This window comes from Janthinobacterium sp. AD80, assembly GCF_002878455.1.
Classification (GTDB): Bacteria; Pseudomonadota; Gammaproteobacteria; order Burkholderiales; family Burkholderiaceae_D; genus Janthinobacterium.
In genome coordinates this window covers 1-15,544 of record NZ_NRDQ01000088.1, presented here as the reverse complement: position 1 = coordinate 15,544, position 15,544 = coordinate 1, and the positions used below count along the sequence as shown (strand labels likewise).

Here is a 15,544-nt window from a genome sequence, read left to right as displayed (position 1 = left end):
CTTGAATGCCATTCAGGGGCGACATAAAATGCCTTTACTAATTCAATAACACGAGATCCGCCATGAAAAACGCCCAAGCCCATACCCCCGCCATCCGCTTCAGCTGGTGCCACGACGCCACCGCCGAAGACGCGCTGTGCAAGCTCTACCTTGATAACGTCAGCGCCGACTATATTTCCCATTCGGAACTGCAAGGCGAGCGCGCCGATGCGCCGGGCAACTGGCGCGCGGACTTGCCTGAAGTGATACGTGGCGAAATCCGCGCCGCCCTGTCGCATGACTGGGAGCATGGCGATTCGACCCTGCTGGCCGTCGCCAGCGCCGGTGACGACATCGTCGGCATGGCCCTCGTGTCGATCGACACGCGCCAGCGCGCCTCGAAATCGTTCGCCGCGCTGGACGACCTGGTCTTGCTGCCCGCCGTGCGCGGCAGCGGCATCGGCAGCCTGTTGGTGGAGTGGGTGGCAAGCGAATTGCGCAGCCATGGCATCGCCCGCCTGTTCCTCGAATGCGGCGCGCACAACCTGACGGCGCAGAAATTCTTCCAGGGCCGTGGCTTCAAGCAAGTGTCCGTCGTCATGCTGCGTGAACTTGACGTAGTCGATGCCGCCGCCGTGGATGACAAGGATGGTGATCGTGGCTGACGCCCGCCGCCCCCGACCAGCCCAGGCCCGTGGCAGCCTGGAACGTAAATATTTGCGCAGCACTCGCTTTATCCAAACAGACAGTTGTTAAAAGTTAAATAGAAATCAATGAGTTACCCATGCATTCAATGAAAAAATGGCTGACGCTGGCCATCGTCTCCAGCGCCCTGTTCCTGATCGTGGTCGACATGACCGTGCTCTACACCGCCTTGCCCGCGCTGACGCGCGACTTGCAGGCATCTTCCTCGCAAAAACTGTGGATCATCAACGTGTATGCGCTGGTCGTCTCCGGCTTGCTGCCCGGCCTCGGCACCCTCGGTGACCGCCTCGGCCATAAACCCGTTTTCCTCGCCGGCCTGGCCGTGTTCGGCATCGCCTCGCTGTGTGCCGCGTTTTCGCCCGCGCCCGAATGGCTGATCTTTGCCCGCGTGCTGCTGGCCATCGGCGCCGCGCTGATGATGCCGGCCACCTTGTCCATCATTCGCCTGACCTTTACCGATAACCGCGAGCGTTCGTTCGCCATCGGCGTGTGGGCGGCCATCGCCTCGGGCGGTGCCGCCTTCGGTCCCGTGCTCGGTGGTTTCTTGATGGAACATTACTGGTGGGGTTCCGTGTTCCTGATCAACGTGCCCATCGTACTGCTGACCCTGGTGCTGGCCGCCGTCATCCTGCCGAAACGGGCCGGCAACCGCGACAAGCCATGGGATCTGGCCGGTTCGCTGCAAATCATGATGGGCCTGCTCGGTGGCGTGTATGCGATCAAGGAACTGGGCAAACCACAGCCGTCGTATGCGCTTGCCGCGCTGGCCTTTGCCGTGGGCGCCGTCTTCATGCTCACCTTCGTGCGCCGCCAGAAGCGGCAAGCCAAGCCGCTGATCGACTTCGCCCTGTTCCGCGAACTGCCGTTTTCCAGCGCCGTGGCCGCCGCCATGGTGGCCTCCGCCGCGCTGATCGGCATGGAACTGGCGCTGAGCCAGCACATGCAGCTGGTGCGCGAACTGTCGCCGCTGGAAGCGGGTTTGCTGCTGCTGCCGCTGCCGCTGGCGTCCGTGTTTGCCGGTCCGCTGACGGGTTTCATGCTGCCGCGCGCCGACAAGGCCATGGTCCTGTGGGGTTCGCTGTTATTGTCCGGTGTCGGCATGGCGTCCTATTTGCTGCTGCATGACGCCGCCGTGTCCGCGCAAGTGGCCAGCCTGGTGATCCTGGGCCTGGGCCTGGGCGCCGTCATGACGGCCGCGTCCAGCGCCGTGATGCTCAACGTGGCGCCGCAGCAAGCCGGCATGGCCGCCTCGATCGAGGAAGTGTCGTATGAACTGGGCGCCGTGATCGGCGTGACGGTGCTGGGCACGATCTTGTCGGCCGTCTACAGCGCCACCCTGGTAATCCCGGAAAGCGCGGGAGTCTTGCCCAACGTGCACGATACTTTGGACGCGGCATTGCTGGCCGCCGAGCAATTGCCGGCCGAGCTGGGCCTGCAAGTGTCGGAACTGGCCCGCTCGGCCTTCGACAAGGCGTTTATTGTCGTGCTGGCCACGGCGTCCGGCATATTGATGGCGGCGGCATTCGCCATCCGCCATCTGCAGCTGAAGGCGCGCCGCGCCGTCGCTACGCTGGCCTGATTTACGCAGGCTTGCGCCCAGACATTGCCTTGACCACTGGCACCGCCGCACAGGCAGCGGGTCAGCGGCAGGCGGTTCAGGGCAGCAGCGGCGCTACCTGTTCGCGCAAGACCTTCCACTGGGCGTCCAGCACAGCCTGGTTCGGATCGTGGCCGGCGCGTTTTACCAGCGTAAAACTTTTCTTCGGCGCGCTGAGGCTGTCGAAGTAGGCATGCGCGATGGCGGGGGAGGTGAGCAAGTCGGCTTCGCCCATGATGAGGAAAAAGGGCAGGTCGAACCGCGTGCCCAGCGCGGGCAAGTCGACCTTGGCAAACATGCCATCGCCCTGCATACCGATGAACTGGATGTACGAGTAATCATCGGCCGCCTCGGCATCGGCCAGCGCTTGCGGCGTGGCATAGAACGGTGCCGGCTGCCACCAGTGTTTCGGTGGCGCATCTGTTACCAATCCTTCATATTTGCGGTCGAAGCGGCGCAGGATGCCGAAATTGCGCGGGTCGCGCCACGGCGGCGGGCCCAGCGCCGTCAGCTTTTCCACGGTGGCCGTGTCACTGGCCGCTTGCGCAAGTTGCATGACTTGCGCATACATGCCGGCTTCGTTCTGCCGCGCATTGACCACCTGCGCCGTGCCAACATACGCGTGGAACAGGTCCGGCCTGGCCTTGGCCATGTGCACGCCCAGGATCGCCCCCCAGGAACTGCCCATCAAGATGACTTTATCCTGGCCCAGGTGCTGGCGCAGATAGCTGGCAACGGCGATGCCGTCGTCGCGCATCTGTTCCACCGTCAAGCGGACATCTTCCGCTGGCCGCTGTTGTGCATACGTCATGCCCGCACCGCGCTGGTCCCATTGCACCAGCGTGTAGTGCTGTTCCCAGCCGTCGTAGATGGCCTCGGCAAACGGACTCAATGCGTTGCCGGGGCCGCCATGGATGAAGAGGATCACGGGATTGCGGCACGCCGCCCCCTTGACCGTGATCCATTGCGCGATGCCGTTGATGGGCACGTAGCCTTGCTCGTGCACCGCTTGTTCAGGCGTGGCACAGATGGAAGGAGCCGGGGAGCCAGGCGTGGCCGATGCAGCTGCCTGGGCCACGCCCAGGCAGGAGAGCAACGAGAGTATCGAACAGAATGTGTGCATGGAACTCCTGGCAGGATGATGTCGTGACGACGCCGGCGGCGTGAGCATTTCAAGCGGGACGCAAAAGCCGGGGTCGCTTCCTTCGTAATCGGAACAGGCCCCGTCGGGGCTGATTTCCCCGGCGAGTGTGCCCTGGACTTTGCTGTGGGGTTTTGACACGTTATAAGCTGCAATCCCGCACCCGCTTGCCGGCGATAAAGCGCTGGCTCGCCTGCTCGAAGCAGGCCGGCGCCGTCCACAGGATGAAATGCGGGGCGTTCCGCACGCTGGCCAGCGCCACCTTGCCTGACTTGCTCTGGATCAAGGCCTGCACCTGCGCCTGCGCGCCCGCGTACGGCGTCTTCGGATCCAGGGTGCCCTGCAGCACCAGCGTGGGCGGCAGGTGGGCCGGCAGTTGGCCGAAATAGGCATCGCGTGGATACGTCGGCAAGCCGCCGCCCAGCAGGATGCGCGGCAGCGGACTGGTAAATAGCAGTCCCGCTTCTTCACGCTCGATATCGGCGGCGCTCCAGCCTGGCCGCAGCGATGGCTGCAGGTTGTTTTCCGCATTGCTGATGATGCTCACCAGGGGAATCGACGGCGGCGACTGCGGATAGCTGCCCAGGCTGGCGGCGGCCTCGGTCAAGGTGGCGCGCACGGCGGCCAGTTCCGCCGCGCCGCCCTGGTCCAGCTCGCGCAGCAAATAGGGTATGCGGGCGCGGGCGGCCGGCACGTCGAGCATGCCGCCCAGGAAGTTTTTCAGGTTCTTGCCAGGGATGCCGGCCAGCAGGGCAGGGTCGGCTTGCACCTTGTCCAGCACGCGCCGGTACAGCGTGGCGGCTGGTTCCCCCAGTGCCGCGTGGCACGCCGGGTCCGCATCGCACTGGGCCAGCACCTGCATGCCGACGGCATTGACCACCTGCGAGCGCTGGCTCAAGTCCCAGCGCGGATCCGTTTGCGGCGGCACCAGCGAGTCGAGGATGACGCCTTGCACGGGTAGCGGGCCCAGCTGCAAGGTGCGCAAGACCAGTTGCGTTCCATACGACACGCCATACAGATACACGGGCGGCTGCCTGAGCTGGCGCGTCGCGGTGCGCTCGCCTTCGATCAAGGCTTTCAGGTCGCGCGCGGCCGTGGTGATGGAAAACTGCGCCGCGTAAGCGGGCATCGCGTTAATGCCGGCAAAGCAACTGCTCCACTCGGCGCCAGCCAGGGCACGGCCGCCGGGGCTTTGCGCAGATTCTTCCACACGGCACAGGCGCGAGGAGTTGCCCGTGCCGCGATGGTCGGGGATGAGGAATTCAAAACCGGGAAAGCTGCGGCGCAGGGTGGGCAGCAGGCTGTAGAACGAGGCGCCCGATTCGCCGGGGCCACCGGCCACCAGCCACAAGCTGCCTTTTGGCGCTTGGCCGGCAGGCAGGTCGGCGGGAATCTTGCGCACGAAGAGGTGCATGGCGCCCGCGTCCGCGTCCGCGTCGCCGACGGCGCGGCCCTGCGCGTCGTAGCTGCCGGGCACGTTCAAGCCCGAGCACTGGCTGCCAGGCAGGGCCGTGTCGGCACACGGAGTGAAGAGCATGGGTTCGGCGTGCAGGCCGGCGCCCAGCAAGAGCGTGGCCAGCAGGGTCAGGCGGAGCAGAAAGGTCATCGGCTACTTTGCGGCAGTGGTGGAAGCCCACAAAGTAGCTTTTTTTGCATGACTTGTCCAGATGGAACTGTTCCTGGACAGGTTTAGCTGGTCTTGCCTTTGCGCAGTAAGCGCAGCCCATTTGCCACCACCAGCAGGCTGGCGCCCACGTCGGCGAACACGGCCATCCACAGGGTCGCCATGCCGGCCAGTGCCAGGCCGAAGAACACGGCCTTGATGCCGATGGCAAAGCTGATGTTTTGCACGAGGATGGCGCGCGTGCGCTGGCTCAGGCTGATGAATTCCGGCAATTTACCCAGTTCATCATCCATCAGGGCCACGTCCGCCGTCTCGATGGCCGTATCGCTGCCGGCCGCGCCCATGGCAAAGCCGATGTCCGCCTGCGCCAGGGCCGGCGCATCGTTGACGCCGTCACCGAGCATGGCGACGACGCCGAACTGCTGCTGCAAGGCCTTGATTTCATCCAGTTTATTTTCCGGCAGCAGTTCGGCCTTGACCAGGCTGACACCCACCTCAAGCGCGATCCGCTGCGCCGTCAGCACATTATCGCCTGTCAGCATGACAGTGGTCACGCCCAGCGCATTCAGGCGGGCGATGGCGGACGCTGCCGTCGGACGCAGCACGTCGGCCACGGCGATCACGCCCAGCGCGGCCGTTTGCGTGGCCAGCACCATGGCCGTGTAGGCTTGCTGTTCCAGTTGCGCCAGCAGCGTTTGCAGTTCCGGCGTCAGCACGTTCAACTCCGTCATCAGCCGCGCATTGCCCAGGTAATACGTCTGGCCATCGATGCTGCCGCGCACGCCACGGCCGTGCAGGGCGGCAAACTGGCTGACAGGCAAATGGCTGCTGGCGGGCGGGCCGGCCTTGACGATGGCGGCGGCCAGCGGGTGGGCGGAATTGGCGTCCAGGCTGGCGGCCAGCAGCAGCACCTTGTCGCGGCTGCTGCCGTCCAGCGCCACCACGTCGGTGACTGCCGGTTTTCCCATGGTCAGAGTACCCGTCTTGTCGACGGCGATGGCCTTGATGCGGTAGCCCGTTTCCAGGAATTGCCCGCCTTTGACCAGAATGCCGCGCCGTGCGGCTGCCGTCAGGCCACTGACCACCGTGACGGGCGTGGAAATGACCAGCGCGCAAGGGCAGGCGATCACCAGCATCACCAGCGCTTTATATATCCAGTCCATGAACGGCGCGCCCAGCAGCAAGGGCGGCAGCACGGCCACGAGGATGGCGAAGACGACGACGGCAGGCGTGTAATAGCGGGCGAAATTGTCGACGAAGCGCTGCGTCGGCGCCTGTTTTCCCTGTGTTTCCTCGATCACCTTGACGATTTTCGCCAGGGTGCTGTTGCCGCTGTTGGCCGTCACGGTGACGTCGAGCACACCGCGCTCATTGATGGTGCCCGCATACACGACGTCGCCTGCGGCCTTGTCGACCGGCATGCTTTCGCCCGTGATCGGCGCCTGGTTGACGGACGATTCACCGTTTTGCACGACACCGTCAAGGGCGATGCGCTCGCCCGGTTTCACGCGCATGAGGGCGCCGATGGCCACCGTGGCGACCGGGACTTGCTGCCAGGCACCGCCGGCATCGGCGACGCTCGCCACGTCGGGCGCCAGCTGCATCAGGCTTTGCACGGCATTGCGCGCGCGGTTCAGGGACAAGCCTTCGATCAATTCCGCGATGGCGAAGAGGAAGATGACCATGGCCGCTTCCGGCCACTGGCCGATGGCGATGGCGCCGAAAACCGCCAGGCTCATTAGGAAATTGATGTTCAGGGTAAAGGTTTTCAGGGCGATCCAGCCTTTTTTCAGGGTCGGCCAGCCGCCCGTGGCGATCGACAGCAGGGCCAGGGCGATAACCAGGGGCGAGCTGTCTGCATGCGTAGTCCACGCCAGCGCTTCGGCGCCTGCCGCCGCCAGGCCGGACACCACCAGCAGGCCCTTTTGCAGGCCGCTGAGACTGCCTTCGTTCGGGTCGCGCGCAACCACCGCATCCGCTTCCATGGGGATCGCCTGCATGCCGATGCCGTGCAGTGCCGCTTCCACCGAGGCCAGCGAGGGCAGGGTGTGGTGCACGTCCAGCACGCGGTTCATCAGGTTGAAGTCCAGGCCCACGACGCCGTCCATGCCGCCCAGCTTGTTGCGGATCAGACGTTCTTCCGTGGGGCAATCCATGTTGGCGATGCGGTATTTGGCCGTGCTCGCGCCATCGATGGGGGCGCTGGGCAGGGCAGCCGCCGTGCTGGCGGCTGGCGTGGACGAGCATGCGTGCTTGCTGGAGCAGCAACTTGCCGCCTGCGCTGCGGCGGCCGGCGCTGGTTCATGCGCGTGCGGCTGGGCATGGTCGTGCTTGTGATCGTGCTTATGATCGTGCTGGTGGTCATGCTTGTGATCGTGATCGTGGCTATCGTGCGGCATCGCTTCATCCTTCAGGATTCGTGTATGCTTCCATTAGAAACCCTGTAGCCGCTACAGGGTCAAGCGGAATTTGCGTGTTGAAATGAAAAGGGGATGCCATGCGTATCGGAGAACTGGCCAAACGGACAGATTGTGACGTGGAAACCGTGCGTTACTATGAAAAAGCGGGCTTGCTGCAAGAGCCAGGCCGCAACAGCGCCGGCTATCGCGAATACCGGGAAGAGCACCAGGAACGGCTGCAATTCATCCGCCATTGCCGTTCCTTGCAGATCGGCCTGACGGATATCCGCGCCTTGCTGGAATTTAAGAACAACCCGGCGGAAGGCTGCCAGAGCGTCAATGAATTGCTCGACCATCATATCCTGCGCATCGCCGAGCAAATGGCGAACTTGCAAACCCTGCAACAGCAACTGGTGACCTTGCGCCACCAGTGCGACCGGCCGCAGCCGTCGCAAGACTGCGCCATCCTGCAAAATCTGTCCGAGGCGGCCAGCGGGCATGACTGCGCCTGCCATACCGACCTTCCCGAAGCGATTGTTGCATGTTGAAACTGTTGCCCAGAAAAACTTTACTCACTTTATCCCTGCTGTCGCCGCTGAGTCATGCTGCCGATGCGCCTGCCACCGCTGGCCACTACCTGATCCTGTATGCGGCGCCCGGCGTGCCGCAAGACGATGACCCGTACACTTGGAGCACTGTTGGCGGCAAGCAGCTGGCAAAAGGCGTGACAAAGGCCGACGGCCGCGCCTATCTCAAAGGGGAAACCGGCGAAGAGAATTATGTCCTGAAAACCGTCAGCACGCGTTGGCAACTGAAGGTGGCTGCCCGATGCTGGCAGGACGCGCCGGAGACCTTCGTGGGCTGCGTGCAGCTGAGCAACACGACTAGCCGGTATGAGGAAGAGCAGGAGGTGATCAAGCTGGCGGAGGAACAGAAAGAAGTCAAAATGCAAGCCAACATCGCTGCCTATGCGGTGCAAGCGAGGGCCAACGACGATGCGTTGGCCTGGCTGGGCCGCTTGCCTTCGAACTGGACTATAGACAGCTATGGCGCGCGCCTGCTGCGTATAGGCGACAAGGTCGCCGCGCAGATTGCCGGCGCGCTCAAGGAGGGCGGACCCGACGCGCGCCAGTTTGTCTGCCGCGCGCCCGATTATTACGGCCCCGTGCCTGAGCAGGCAGCCGTCAATGCGTGGATGGCTGCGCCGCGCGCCGTGCGCGGCGCACGTTCCGGTCCAGCCTGGGATGCATTGGTGGCGGCCGGTAAAAAAGGCAACTGGATGGCCCGCCTGGAACTGTATTACACCTTGTCGAGCGAAAATGTCAGCGAACTAAGCCTGCTGGAACAGTACCGCATCGTGCAATTAATGGAATGGCTGCAGCAGAAACAGGTCGGCGGCCTGTACAGTTATTTCAGCGCCAGCATGCCTGCCGCGCCCGGCAATTCACGCAGTGACAGCTGGCGCATACAGGATCAGGCCACCCTGTATGCGGCCATGCTCGGCAGTTACGACGGCCAGAACAGCCAGGGCAGGATCTTGCAGGCAGATGCGGCCCCGTCACTGGCGGCCGCTGGCAAGCGCATGCGGGCTTGCGCCGAGGCTTACTTGCCGCAACGGCAGTAACATGACATCCCCCATTCCGGCAGTTGAATGACCGGGATAGGTACCGGCAATATCGCACAGCGGCAGCCCGGCTCCGGACGGGCCCAGCGCTACCAGTCGGCCGGGTTTTCCGCCGCGGCCCTGGCCAGATCGTCGCGCCAGTCCTGCTGTACCAGCCGGTAAATGTCCGCAAAAAAGGCGCGCGGATCGTCCATCCCGTCCCACTTGGCGGGCAGCGCATAGGTGGTTTCCGGATCATGTTCGAGGATGGCGGCAAAATCGTAAGCCGGGTCTTGCAGCGCTTTTTTCAGCACCTGCACCAGCATGTAGCGGTGCCGGTAGCCGAGTTCCTTGTATTGCGAGGTGATGTCGCGGCGTATCAGCGCCGCGCGCTGGGCCGCATCGTTCATGTCCCAGGTGCCCAGCTCCACGCCCAGGGTTTCTTCACGGTCATACACGTCGAAGGGACCGAGGAAATGGTACAGCGTGGGGACGTAGCGGGCGTCGCTCCAGGGGCCGCGCAGGCCTGTCTGTCTGATTTTCGGCATCATGCATCCCCGTTCAGGCGCATTGGGGCAGGGTCCAGCCCTCGTAGCCGAGGTCGGTCGGGTAGATCGCGCGGCTCTGGTTCTGGCCCCAGCGGGCATGGTCGAGCAAGCCGTCTTCATGCATGTCCAGCACCCATTCCGTGCTTTCCAGCAAGGTGCCATCCTTGTGGTACACGCGGAAAAAGGTCGACGTGCTGAGCGCGCGCACGATGTTGTGCGGCACGCCATTGCCGTAGTGGGGCACGAAAGTCTTGATCACGCAGGTGCCCTTGTCGTTCCATTGCTGCGCATACACGGTGGCATTGCGCGCGGCCGCCACCTTGATGAACAGCCAGGCGGCCAGCAAGACGATGAACAGGAAGGCGGCCGTAATCAGGCCAGTTTTCTTGAGTAGCTGCATGAGGTCATGGCGTCGCCAAAAACAGAGTTGCCGCATTGTATTCCAAGCGTGCCGTACTTGCCGTACAGCACGTACGGCAAGTATCTCGCTGCCTATTCAGCGCATTGCCGCTCTATTTTGCCAGCGCCGTGTGCAGGGCGTTGGCCATTTCCAGGTGATGTTGCAACGCTGGCAAGGTCTTGGCGGCAAATGCCTTGATGTCTGGATCGCTGGCTTTCTGGCTGGCATCGGTGAACAGCTTTACGGCATCCTTGTGCGCCGCGACACCGATGCTGGCCGCATATTCCTTGTCGAACTGCGCGCCTTCCAGGCGGCTCAACTTGTCGATCTGCGCCTTGTGCTTGGCGCCGGGCTGATCGCTGACTTCGATCTGCTTGCTGCTGGCTAATTGCTTGAGCTCGTCGGCCACTTTCGTGTGGTCGGTCACCATGGCATCGGCGAAGGTCTTCACTTGCGCATTGCTGCTCTTGCTTTGCGCCACTTTGCTGGCGGCGATTTCCGTGCTGCCCGCGTCAGCCGCCTTGCTGAGAAACTGCTTGTCGTAGGCGCCCGGCGCGGCAGCGGCGATGCTGTTGATGGCGATGCCGCTCAACAGTGCTACGGCGGCGCCGATGGCCACGTGCTTCAGGGAAGGGCCGCGGCTACTGGTGGTAGAAATACGCATGGGAAGTCCTTTCATGTCAAGAGTGGTTTTTTCTGCAAGCTGAAGATAATGTTAAGCCTCCAGCCTGCGCACACCCATAGGACAGGCGCGATCATTCCCGTAGGACTAGTCCTGTTCGTTAGCGTACAGTTCCACCTGTTTCAGCGCAAACAAGGCTGTGATGCCGGCATCGCGGCGCCAGGCGGGCATGCCGATATCCAGCCATTCCGCCATCGCTTCCAGGTGGGATGGCTGCGAGACGCTGTGTTCGAGTTCGTCAAGCACCGTGTCGCGGTCGATGTACAGGCTGTCCAGCCAGGCATCGAACGATGGCGCCAGGGCGATGAAGCCATGGGCGCGACGGGCTGTCCATCCCGGCAACTCCTGCACAAAACTCACGACTCTGCCACCGCCTTCCGGCGTCAGGTCAAGAAAGACCATGGAATTGCCGCCATCACGGGCAAAGGGCAGGATTTGCACGGGCATGGCCATGTGCTGGCGCGCGGCGCGGATTTCCCCAACCAGGGTTTCATCGCAAAAATCACCGTCCTCCGCGCTGAAAAAGGTGTTGAAACCCATTTTTTCCACGCCACCCTCGCCGTCGGGCACGTCGCAGGTGTAATCGAAATAAGCGCCGTTAGCCACTTGCAAAAAAGCCAGGAAGGCGGACGGCAAGGGCGCTTCCAGCAGGGTTTCGATGTCGGCAATCTGCTGCGCAGTGGGCGCGGGCTTGGCACCGTCGAGCGCCAGGTGCCGGTATTGCGTGTAATAAGTCATTGATTATCCTGGTAAATTACTGGCAAGCTGCATGCCGTCGGCGCAGCCCGTCTCCACCTTGGCCAGCGCATCGACAAGACCGGCGCGCAGCACGGCCATGGAACGGGCCTTGTCGTCGATCTGGGCGATTTTCGTTTCCAGCATGATGCGCTTGGTTTCCCCATCGAGGGCGTTTTCCTGCCACACGGCAATGACTTCGGCGATTTCCCTCAAGGTAAAACCCAGCGCCTTGGCATGGCCGATCAGCTCGATGCGCCGCAGCGCCTGCGCCGAGTATTGCTTGTAGTTATTCGTCATGCCCGGTTGCGGGGCGGCATCGAGCAGCCCCTGGCGCTCATAAAAGCGCACCGTGTCTTTCGACACGCCCGTCAGACGGGTGATTTCTCCGATACGCATCGTCATTACCTTTCTTGCAATTGATGCAATGCGAAAACTGCGCAGCGCAAAGCTATGCAACACAGCATGCGCACTTTTTTGCGTTCCATGCTTGACCATGGACTAAAGACCACAGTTTACAGTGAAATTCCTTTCACTACGACACTGTTGACATGCTTCCATTCAACTACTCCGGGCAGACCGTGCTCATCACCGGCGCCTCGTCCGGCATCGGCCGCGTCTTTGCGGAAACCCTGGCCGCGCGCGGCGCCCATTTACTGCTGCTGGCCCGCTCCGGCGCCGTGCTGGACAAGCTGGCCAAGGAACTTGCCCAGCGCCACGGCATCCGCGCCCATGCCCTCGTTGCCGACCTGGGCCAGCCTGGCGCGGCCGAAGCCGCGCATGCGCAGGCCTGCGCGCTGGGCATGCCACCCGATGTCCTGATCAATAATGCCGGCTTCGCCACGCATGGCAGATTTGATAACACCTTGCTGAGGCGCCAGTCCGCCGAGGTAGCCGTCAATTGCACCGCCCTCATGGAGCTGACGCACTGCGCCTTGCCGCACATGCTGGCGCAAGGACGGGGCGCCATCATCAATGTGGCGTCCACCGCCGCCTTGCAGCCCGACCCTTACATGGCGGTTTACGGCGCCAGCAAGGCGTTCGTGCTGGCGTTTTCGGAAGCGTTGTGGGCGGAGAACCGCCAGCGCGGCGTGCGCGTGCTGGCACTGTGTCCAGGCGCGACGGAGACGGCTTTTTTTGACGTAGTGGCCGCGCCGGAAGCGGCCGTGGGCAAGCGCATGGCGCCGCAGGCGGTGGTCGACGAAGCCTTGCGCGCGCTCGATCGGGGCCGCAGCAGCCATGTGGCGGGACGGCAAAACCGCCTGCTGGCCTGGCTGCCGCGCCTGCTGCCGCGCCAGACCGTGCTCGGCATCGTAGAAGGCATGCTCAAGCCGCGCACCTGATGCGGCTTGCCCCGCGTGCTTAGTGAAGCGGGAAGTCGTCAAGGCTGTCCGGTTCGCGCACGACGTTGCCCGTGCGCTCAAAGCGGAAGCGGGCCGACATTGCATATGCAGCCTTGCGCACGCGCATGATGGAACCCAGCGGACGGTGCGCCAGCACGCCGTGCCAGGGACTGAAGGCCATGCCGTCATCAACGGCGCGCGACAGGGCCTCGCTCCAGCCCGCCTGCGGCGGGGCCGTGATGCGCGCCACGGGCAAATACGGGCTGTCTTCTTCCGGCCAGGCAACGGACGCGTCCTCAAAGGGCATGCTGTCGATGTCGCGGCACAGCTGGATGCGCACTTCCCAGGTCGCCGCGTGGCTAGCAAAGAAGGCGACGACGGCGTCGCGCAAGCCGTTGGGCTTGCCATCGAGGTCGACCGGCGCACCGGCCAGGCCCGCCAGTTCCGGCGAGACGGGCACCAGCGCCACTTTGGCCATGTAGGCGCCATATAAAATGGGCGCCTGGCTGTAGTAGGTTTCGCCCAGCACATGGGTTTCCGGATGGCCACCCAGGCTTTTCAGGGTGCCGCTTTCGCCGCCCACGGCTTCGAGCGCCTTTTCCGCACCCTGCAAGACGGTCGAGAGCGCCTGTTTCAGGCGTGGCGCCTTGTCCGTGGTACTGGCCAGCAACTTCAGGCTGCCGAGGAATTTCTTCGCGCCCGGCGCCAGGAAGGCGGGCCCGTTGACCAGCACGAAATCCTGCGTGCTGGCCGGCGCTACAGCAGCGTCCGCGTCCAGGCTGGACAGCTGCGTGCCCGGCACGCCGAGGAGCTTGACGGCCATGCCGCGCGGTACGGAGACATTGTCGTCGAGGATGTCGCCGGGAATGGTCGAGATGCGCATCACCACGTCATAGCCGGCTGGCGTGGCGAACAGGCCTTGCGCCAGCTCGGGCGCCAAGTTGTCCAGCACTTGCAGGCGGCCGTGCAGCAAGCCGTGGCTCTTGGCATGCACGCTGCGCGTGGCGTGGCCAGAGTCTGCATAGGTGGTGCTGGAAATGCCGCGCAGGGTCTGCAGCAGCTGCGCGCAGGTTTCCTGCTCGCCTTCCTCCTCGAATTCATAGCGGCTGTCGTACGGTACGGGCGGGCGTGGAATGGCGGACATGGCTTTTCCTTGTGATGGGTGAGGGTGCTCCATCATTGCCGCCTGCGCCACAAACTTCCGTTTGCTGGCATACACAGGCGTAGAAATAAGCGTGAACGCATTGTCTGCGCGACAAGCAGGCCCGCTTGCCTGCCGCGCCATCCAGGCACGTCAATAAATTCACAGGCTGGCCATGATGCGCTCGCGCAGCCAGCGATGCGCCGGGTCCAGGTGCATGCGCTCGTGCCAGACCATGGCCATTTCATAGTCGGGCAAGGTGATGGGCGGCTCCCAGATGCGCAGGGAGCCCAAGGCGTTTTTCAGCAGGCGCGACGGTAGCAGGGCGACCATGTCGGAGGCCGCCAGCAAGGGCGGGACGATGAGGAAATGCGGCACGGACAGCACCACCTTGCGCTTCTGGCCCAACTGCTGCAGGGCCGTATCGACGGCCGTGCGGAAGCCGCCGCCATTCGGCGAGACGACGATGAATTCCAGCGCGCAAAACTGCTCGAGACTTGGCTGCGCCTGTAGCAGCGGGTGGTCGTGGCGGCCCGCCAGGACATAGTGTTCCGTAAACAAGGTGCGGTGGCGCAGTGTCGACGGCGCTTCTTCCTGCGCCAGGAAGCCCAGGTCGACCTGGCCCGTCTCCAGCGCCTGCGCCATGCGCTCCGGCACGGCTTCGAACACGGCCATGCGCGACAGCGGCGCCTGGGCGCGCAAGGCCGGCAGCAGGGGCAGCAGGATCGCATATTCGGTGGCATCGGCCGCCGCCAGGTTCCAGCGCACCTCGGCCGTTGCCGGCTCGAACGCCTGTTCCGGCTGCAAGACTTGCTCCAGCTGCGCCAGCACGGCTTGCAGAGGTGCAAACAGGGCCAGCGCGCGTGCCGTGGGCAGCATGCCGCGTGGGCCGGGCAACAGCAGCGGGTCGTCGAAGGCCGTGCGCAGCTTGCCCAGCTGTACGCTGACGGAAGGCTGGCTCAGGTGCAGCCGCTCGGCTGCCCGGGTCACGTTGCGCTCAATGAGCAGCGCATTCAGGGTCAGCAGCAGGTTCAAATCCAGCTTACGCAAATTAATCATGGCTATACCTAGTATTTACTTTATTCATTTCCACAATGATAGCGCAAGCCCTACAGTAGTTCCTGTGATTTTTAATCTTCACCTTCTACAGGAGCAATCTCATGCAAGTATCTGAATATGTTAGCTTTGATGGCATTGGACTGGCGCAGCTGGTACGCGATGGCGCCGTCAGCGCGGCGGAATTGCAGGACGCCGCCTTGCGCGCCTTGCACGCTGTTAATCCGCAGATCAATGCCGTGGCCGAGCATTGGCCGGCTGACCTGTCCGCCGTCGATGCCACTGCGCCATTCGCCGGCGTGCCGTTTTTGATCAAGGACGTGGCCGTCACGATGGCGGGCCAGCGCAGCGAATATGGCAGCCGCCTGGCAGCCGGCCACGTGAGCGCGTCCGACTCCCATTTGATGACGCTGTTCCGCAAAGCCGGACTGGCCACGTTTGGCCGCAGCGGCACGCCGGAAATGGCGTTTGCCACCACCACCGAGCCCGTCTTGTACGGCGCCACGCGCAATCCATGGAATCCGGCGCTGAGCGCGGGCGGCTCCAGCGGCGGCGCGGCGGCGGCCGTGGCAGCCGGCATCGTGCCACTCG

General features: G+C 63.6%; 16 protein-coding genes. 6 read left to right on the top strand and 10 right to left on the bottom strand.

The window, feature by feature from the left end; genetic code table 11:
- Window positions 1–62: 62 nt before the first annotated feature.
- Both JaAD80_RS17580 and JaAD80_RS17575 read left to right on the top strand, forming a co-directional pair.
- Complete coding sequence (locus JaAD80_RS17580; RefSeq protein WP_102295896.1) at window positions 63–644, top strand: GNAT family N-acetyltransferase; 582 nt, start codon at window positions 63–65, stop codon at window positions 642–644.
- Window positions 645–772: 128 nt separating this feature from the next.
- The gene (locus JaAD80_RS17575; protein ID WP_308410620.1) at window positions 773–2,263 is read left to right on the top strand and encodes an MFS transporter; all 1,491 of its coding nucleotides are present in this window, start codon (window positions 773–775) and stop codon (window positions 2,261–2,263) included.
- A gap of 76 nt (window positions 2,264–2,339) precedes the next feature.
- Here the strand turns inward: JaAD80_RS17575 and JaAD80_RS17570 are convergent, their stop codons facing one another.
- The 3 genes from JaAD80_RS17570 to JaAD80_RS17560 all read right to left on the bottom strand — a co-directional run bounded on the left by JaAD80_RS17570 (window position 2,340) and on the right by JaAD80_RS17560 (window position 7,445).
- A complete protein-coding gene (locus tag JaAD80_RS17570) occupies window positions 2,340–3,404 on the bottom strand; it encodes an alpha/beta fold hydrolase (protein WP_102295893.1) in 1,065 nt (354 codons plus the stop codon).
- 160 nt (window positions 3,405–3,564) lie between these two features.
- Entirely contained in the window at window positions 3,565–5,028 is a 1,464-nt protein-coding gene (locus tag JaAD80_RS17565) for an alpha/beta fold hydrolase (protein WP_102295891.1), read from the bottom strand.
- Between the two features lie 83 nt (window positions 5,029–5,111).
- On the bottom strand, window positions 5,112–7,445 hold the full coding sequence (locus JaAD80_RS17560) for a heavy metal translocating P-type ATPase (protein WP_102295890.1): 2,334 nt from the start codon (window positions 7,443–7,445) through the stop codon (window positions 5,112–5,114).
- Between the two features lie 98 nt (window positions 7,446–7,543).
- Between JaAD80_RS17560 and cadR the strand changes: the two genes are divergently transcribed.
- Both cadR and JaAD80_RS17550 read left to right on the top strand, forming a co-directional pair.
- The gene (gene cadR / locus JaAD80_RS17555; RefSeq protein WP_102295888.1) at window positions 7,544–7,993 is read left to right on the top strand and encodes a Cd(II)/Pb(II)-responsive transcriptional regulator; all 450 of its coding nucleotides are present in this window, start codon (window positions 7,544–7,546) and stop codon (window positions 7,991–7,993) included.
- Entirely contained in the window at window positions 7,987–9,069 is a 1,083-nt protein-coding gene (locus tag JaAD80_RS17550) for a hypothetical protein (RefSeq protein WP_102295886.1), read from the top strand. Before cadR ends, JaAD80_RS17550 begins: the two co-directional genes overlap by 7 nt.
- A gap of 89 nt (window positions 9,070–9,158) precedes the next feature.
- Here JaAD80_RS17550 and JaAD80_RS17545 read toward each other — a convergent pair whose 3' ends face one another.
- The 5 genes from JaAD80_RS17545 to JaAD80_RS17525 form a co-directional block, all read right to left on the bottom strand.
- A complete protein-coding gene (locus JaAD80_RS17545; RefSeq protein WP_102295933.1) occupies window positions 9,159–9,596 on the bottom strand; it encodes a hypothetical protein in 438 nt (145 codons plus the stop codon).
- A 13-nt stretch (window positions 9,597–9,609) separates the two neighbouring features.
- Window positions 9,610–9,996, bottom strand: a complete 387-nt coding sequence (locus JaAD80_RS17540; RefSeq protein ID WP_102295884.1) for a hypothetical protein — start codon at window positions 9,994–9,996, stop codon at window positions 9,610–9,612.
- A gap of 112 nt (window positions 9,997–10,108) precedes the next feature.
- Window positions 10,109–10,660, bottom strand: coding sequence for a DUF4142 domain-containing protein (locus JaAD80_RS17535; protein WP_180979458.1), 552 nt, complete (start codon window positions 10,658–10,660; stop codon window positions 10,109–10,111).
- A 105-nt stretch (window positions 10,661–10,765) separates the two neighbouring features.
- Complete coding sequence (locus JaAD80_RS17530; protein ID WP_102295881.1) at window positions 10,766–11,416, bottom strand: SMI1/KNR4 family protein; 651 nt, start codon at window positions 11,414–11,416, stop codon at window positions 10,766–10,768.
- Between the two features lie 3 nt (window positions 11,417–11,419).
- The gene (locus JaAD80_RS17525) at window positions 11,420–11,812 is read right to left on the bottom strand and encodes a MerR family transcriptional regulator (protein WP_102295931.1); all 393 of its coding nucleotides are present in this window, start codon (window positions 11,810–11,812) and stop codon (window positions 11,420–11,422) included.
- A gap of 152 nt (window positions 11,813–11,964) precedes the next feature.
- Between JaAD80_RS17525 and JaAD80_RS17520 the strand changes: the two genes are divergently transcribed.
- Entirely contained in the window at window positions 11,965–12,756 is a 792-nt protein-coding gene (locus JaAD80_RS17520) for an SDR family oxidoreductase (RefSeq protein WP_102295880.1), read from the top strand.
- 19 nt (window positions 12,757–12,775) lie between these two features.
- On the opposite strand, the gene JaAD80_RS17515 is transcribed toward JaAD80_RS17520, so the two are convergent.
- Window positions 12,776–13,900, bottom strand: a complete 1,125-nt coding sequence (locus JaAD80_RS17515; RefSeq protein ID WP_102295878.1) for a catalase family protein — start codon at window positions 13,898–13,900, stop codon at window positions 12,776–12,778.
- A 159-nt stretch (window positions 13,901–14,059) separates the two neighbouring features.
- Window positions 14,060–14,956, bottom strand: coding sequence for a LysR family transcriptional regulator (locus JaAD80_RS17510; protein ID WP_102295877.1), 897 nt, complete (start codon window positions 14,954–14,956; stop codon window positions 14,060–14,062).
- 101 nt (window positions 14,957–15,057) lie between these two features.
- On the opposite strand from JaAD80_RS17510, the gene JaAD80_RS17505 reads away from it, so the two are divergent.
- The coding region (locus JaAD80_RS17505; RefSeq protein ID WP_258003054.1) for an amidase family protein at window positions 15,058–15,544 on the top strand (487 nt) is incomplete at its 3' end.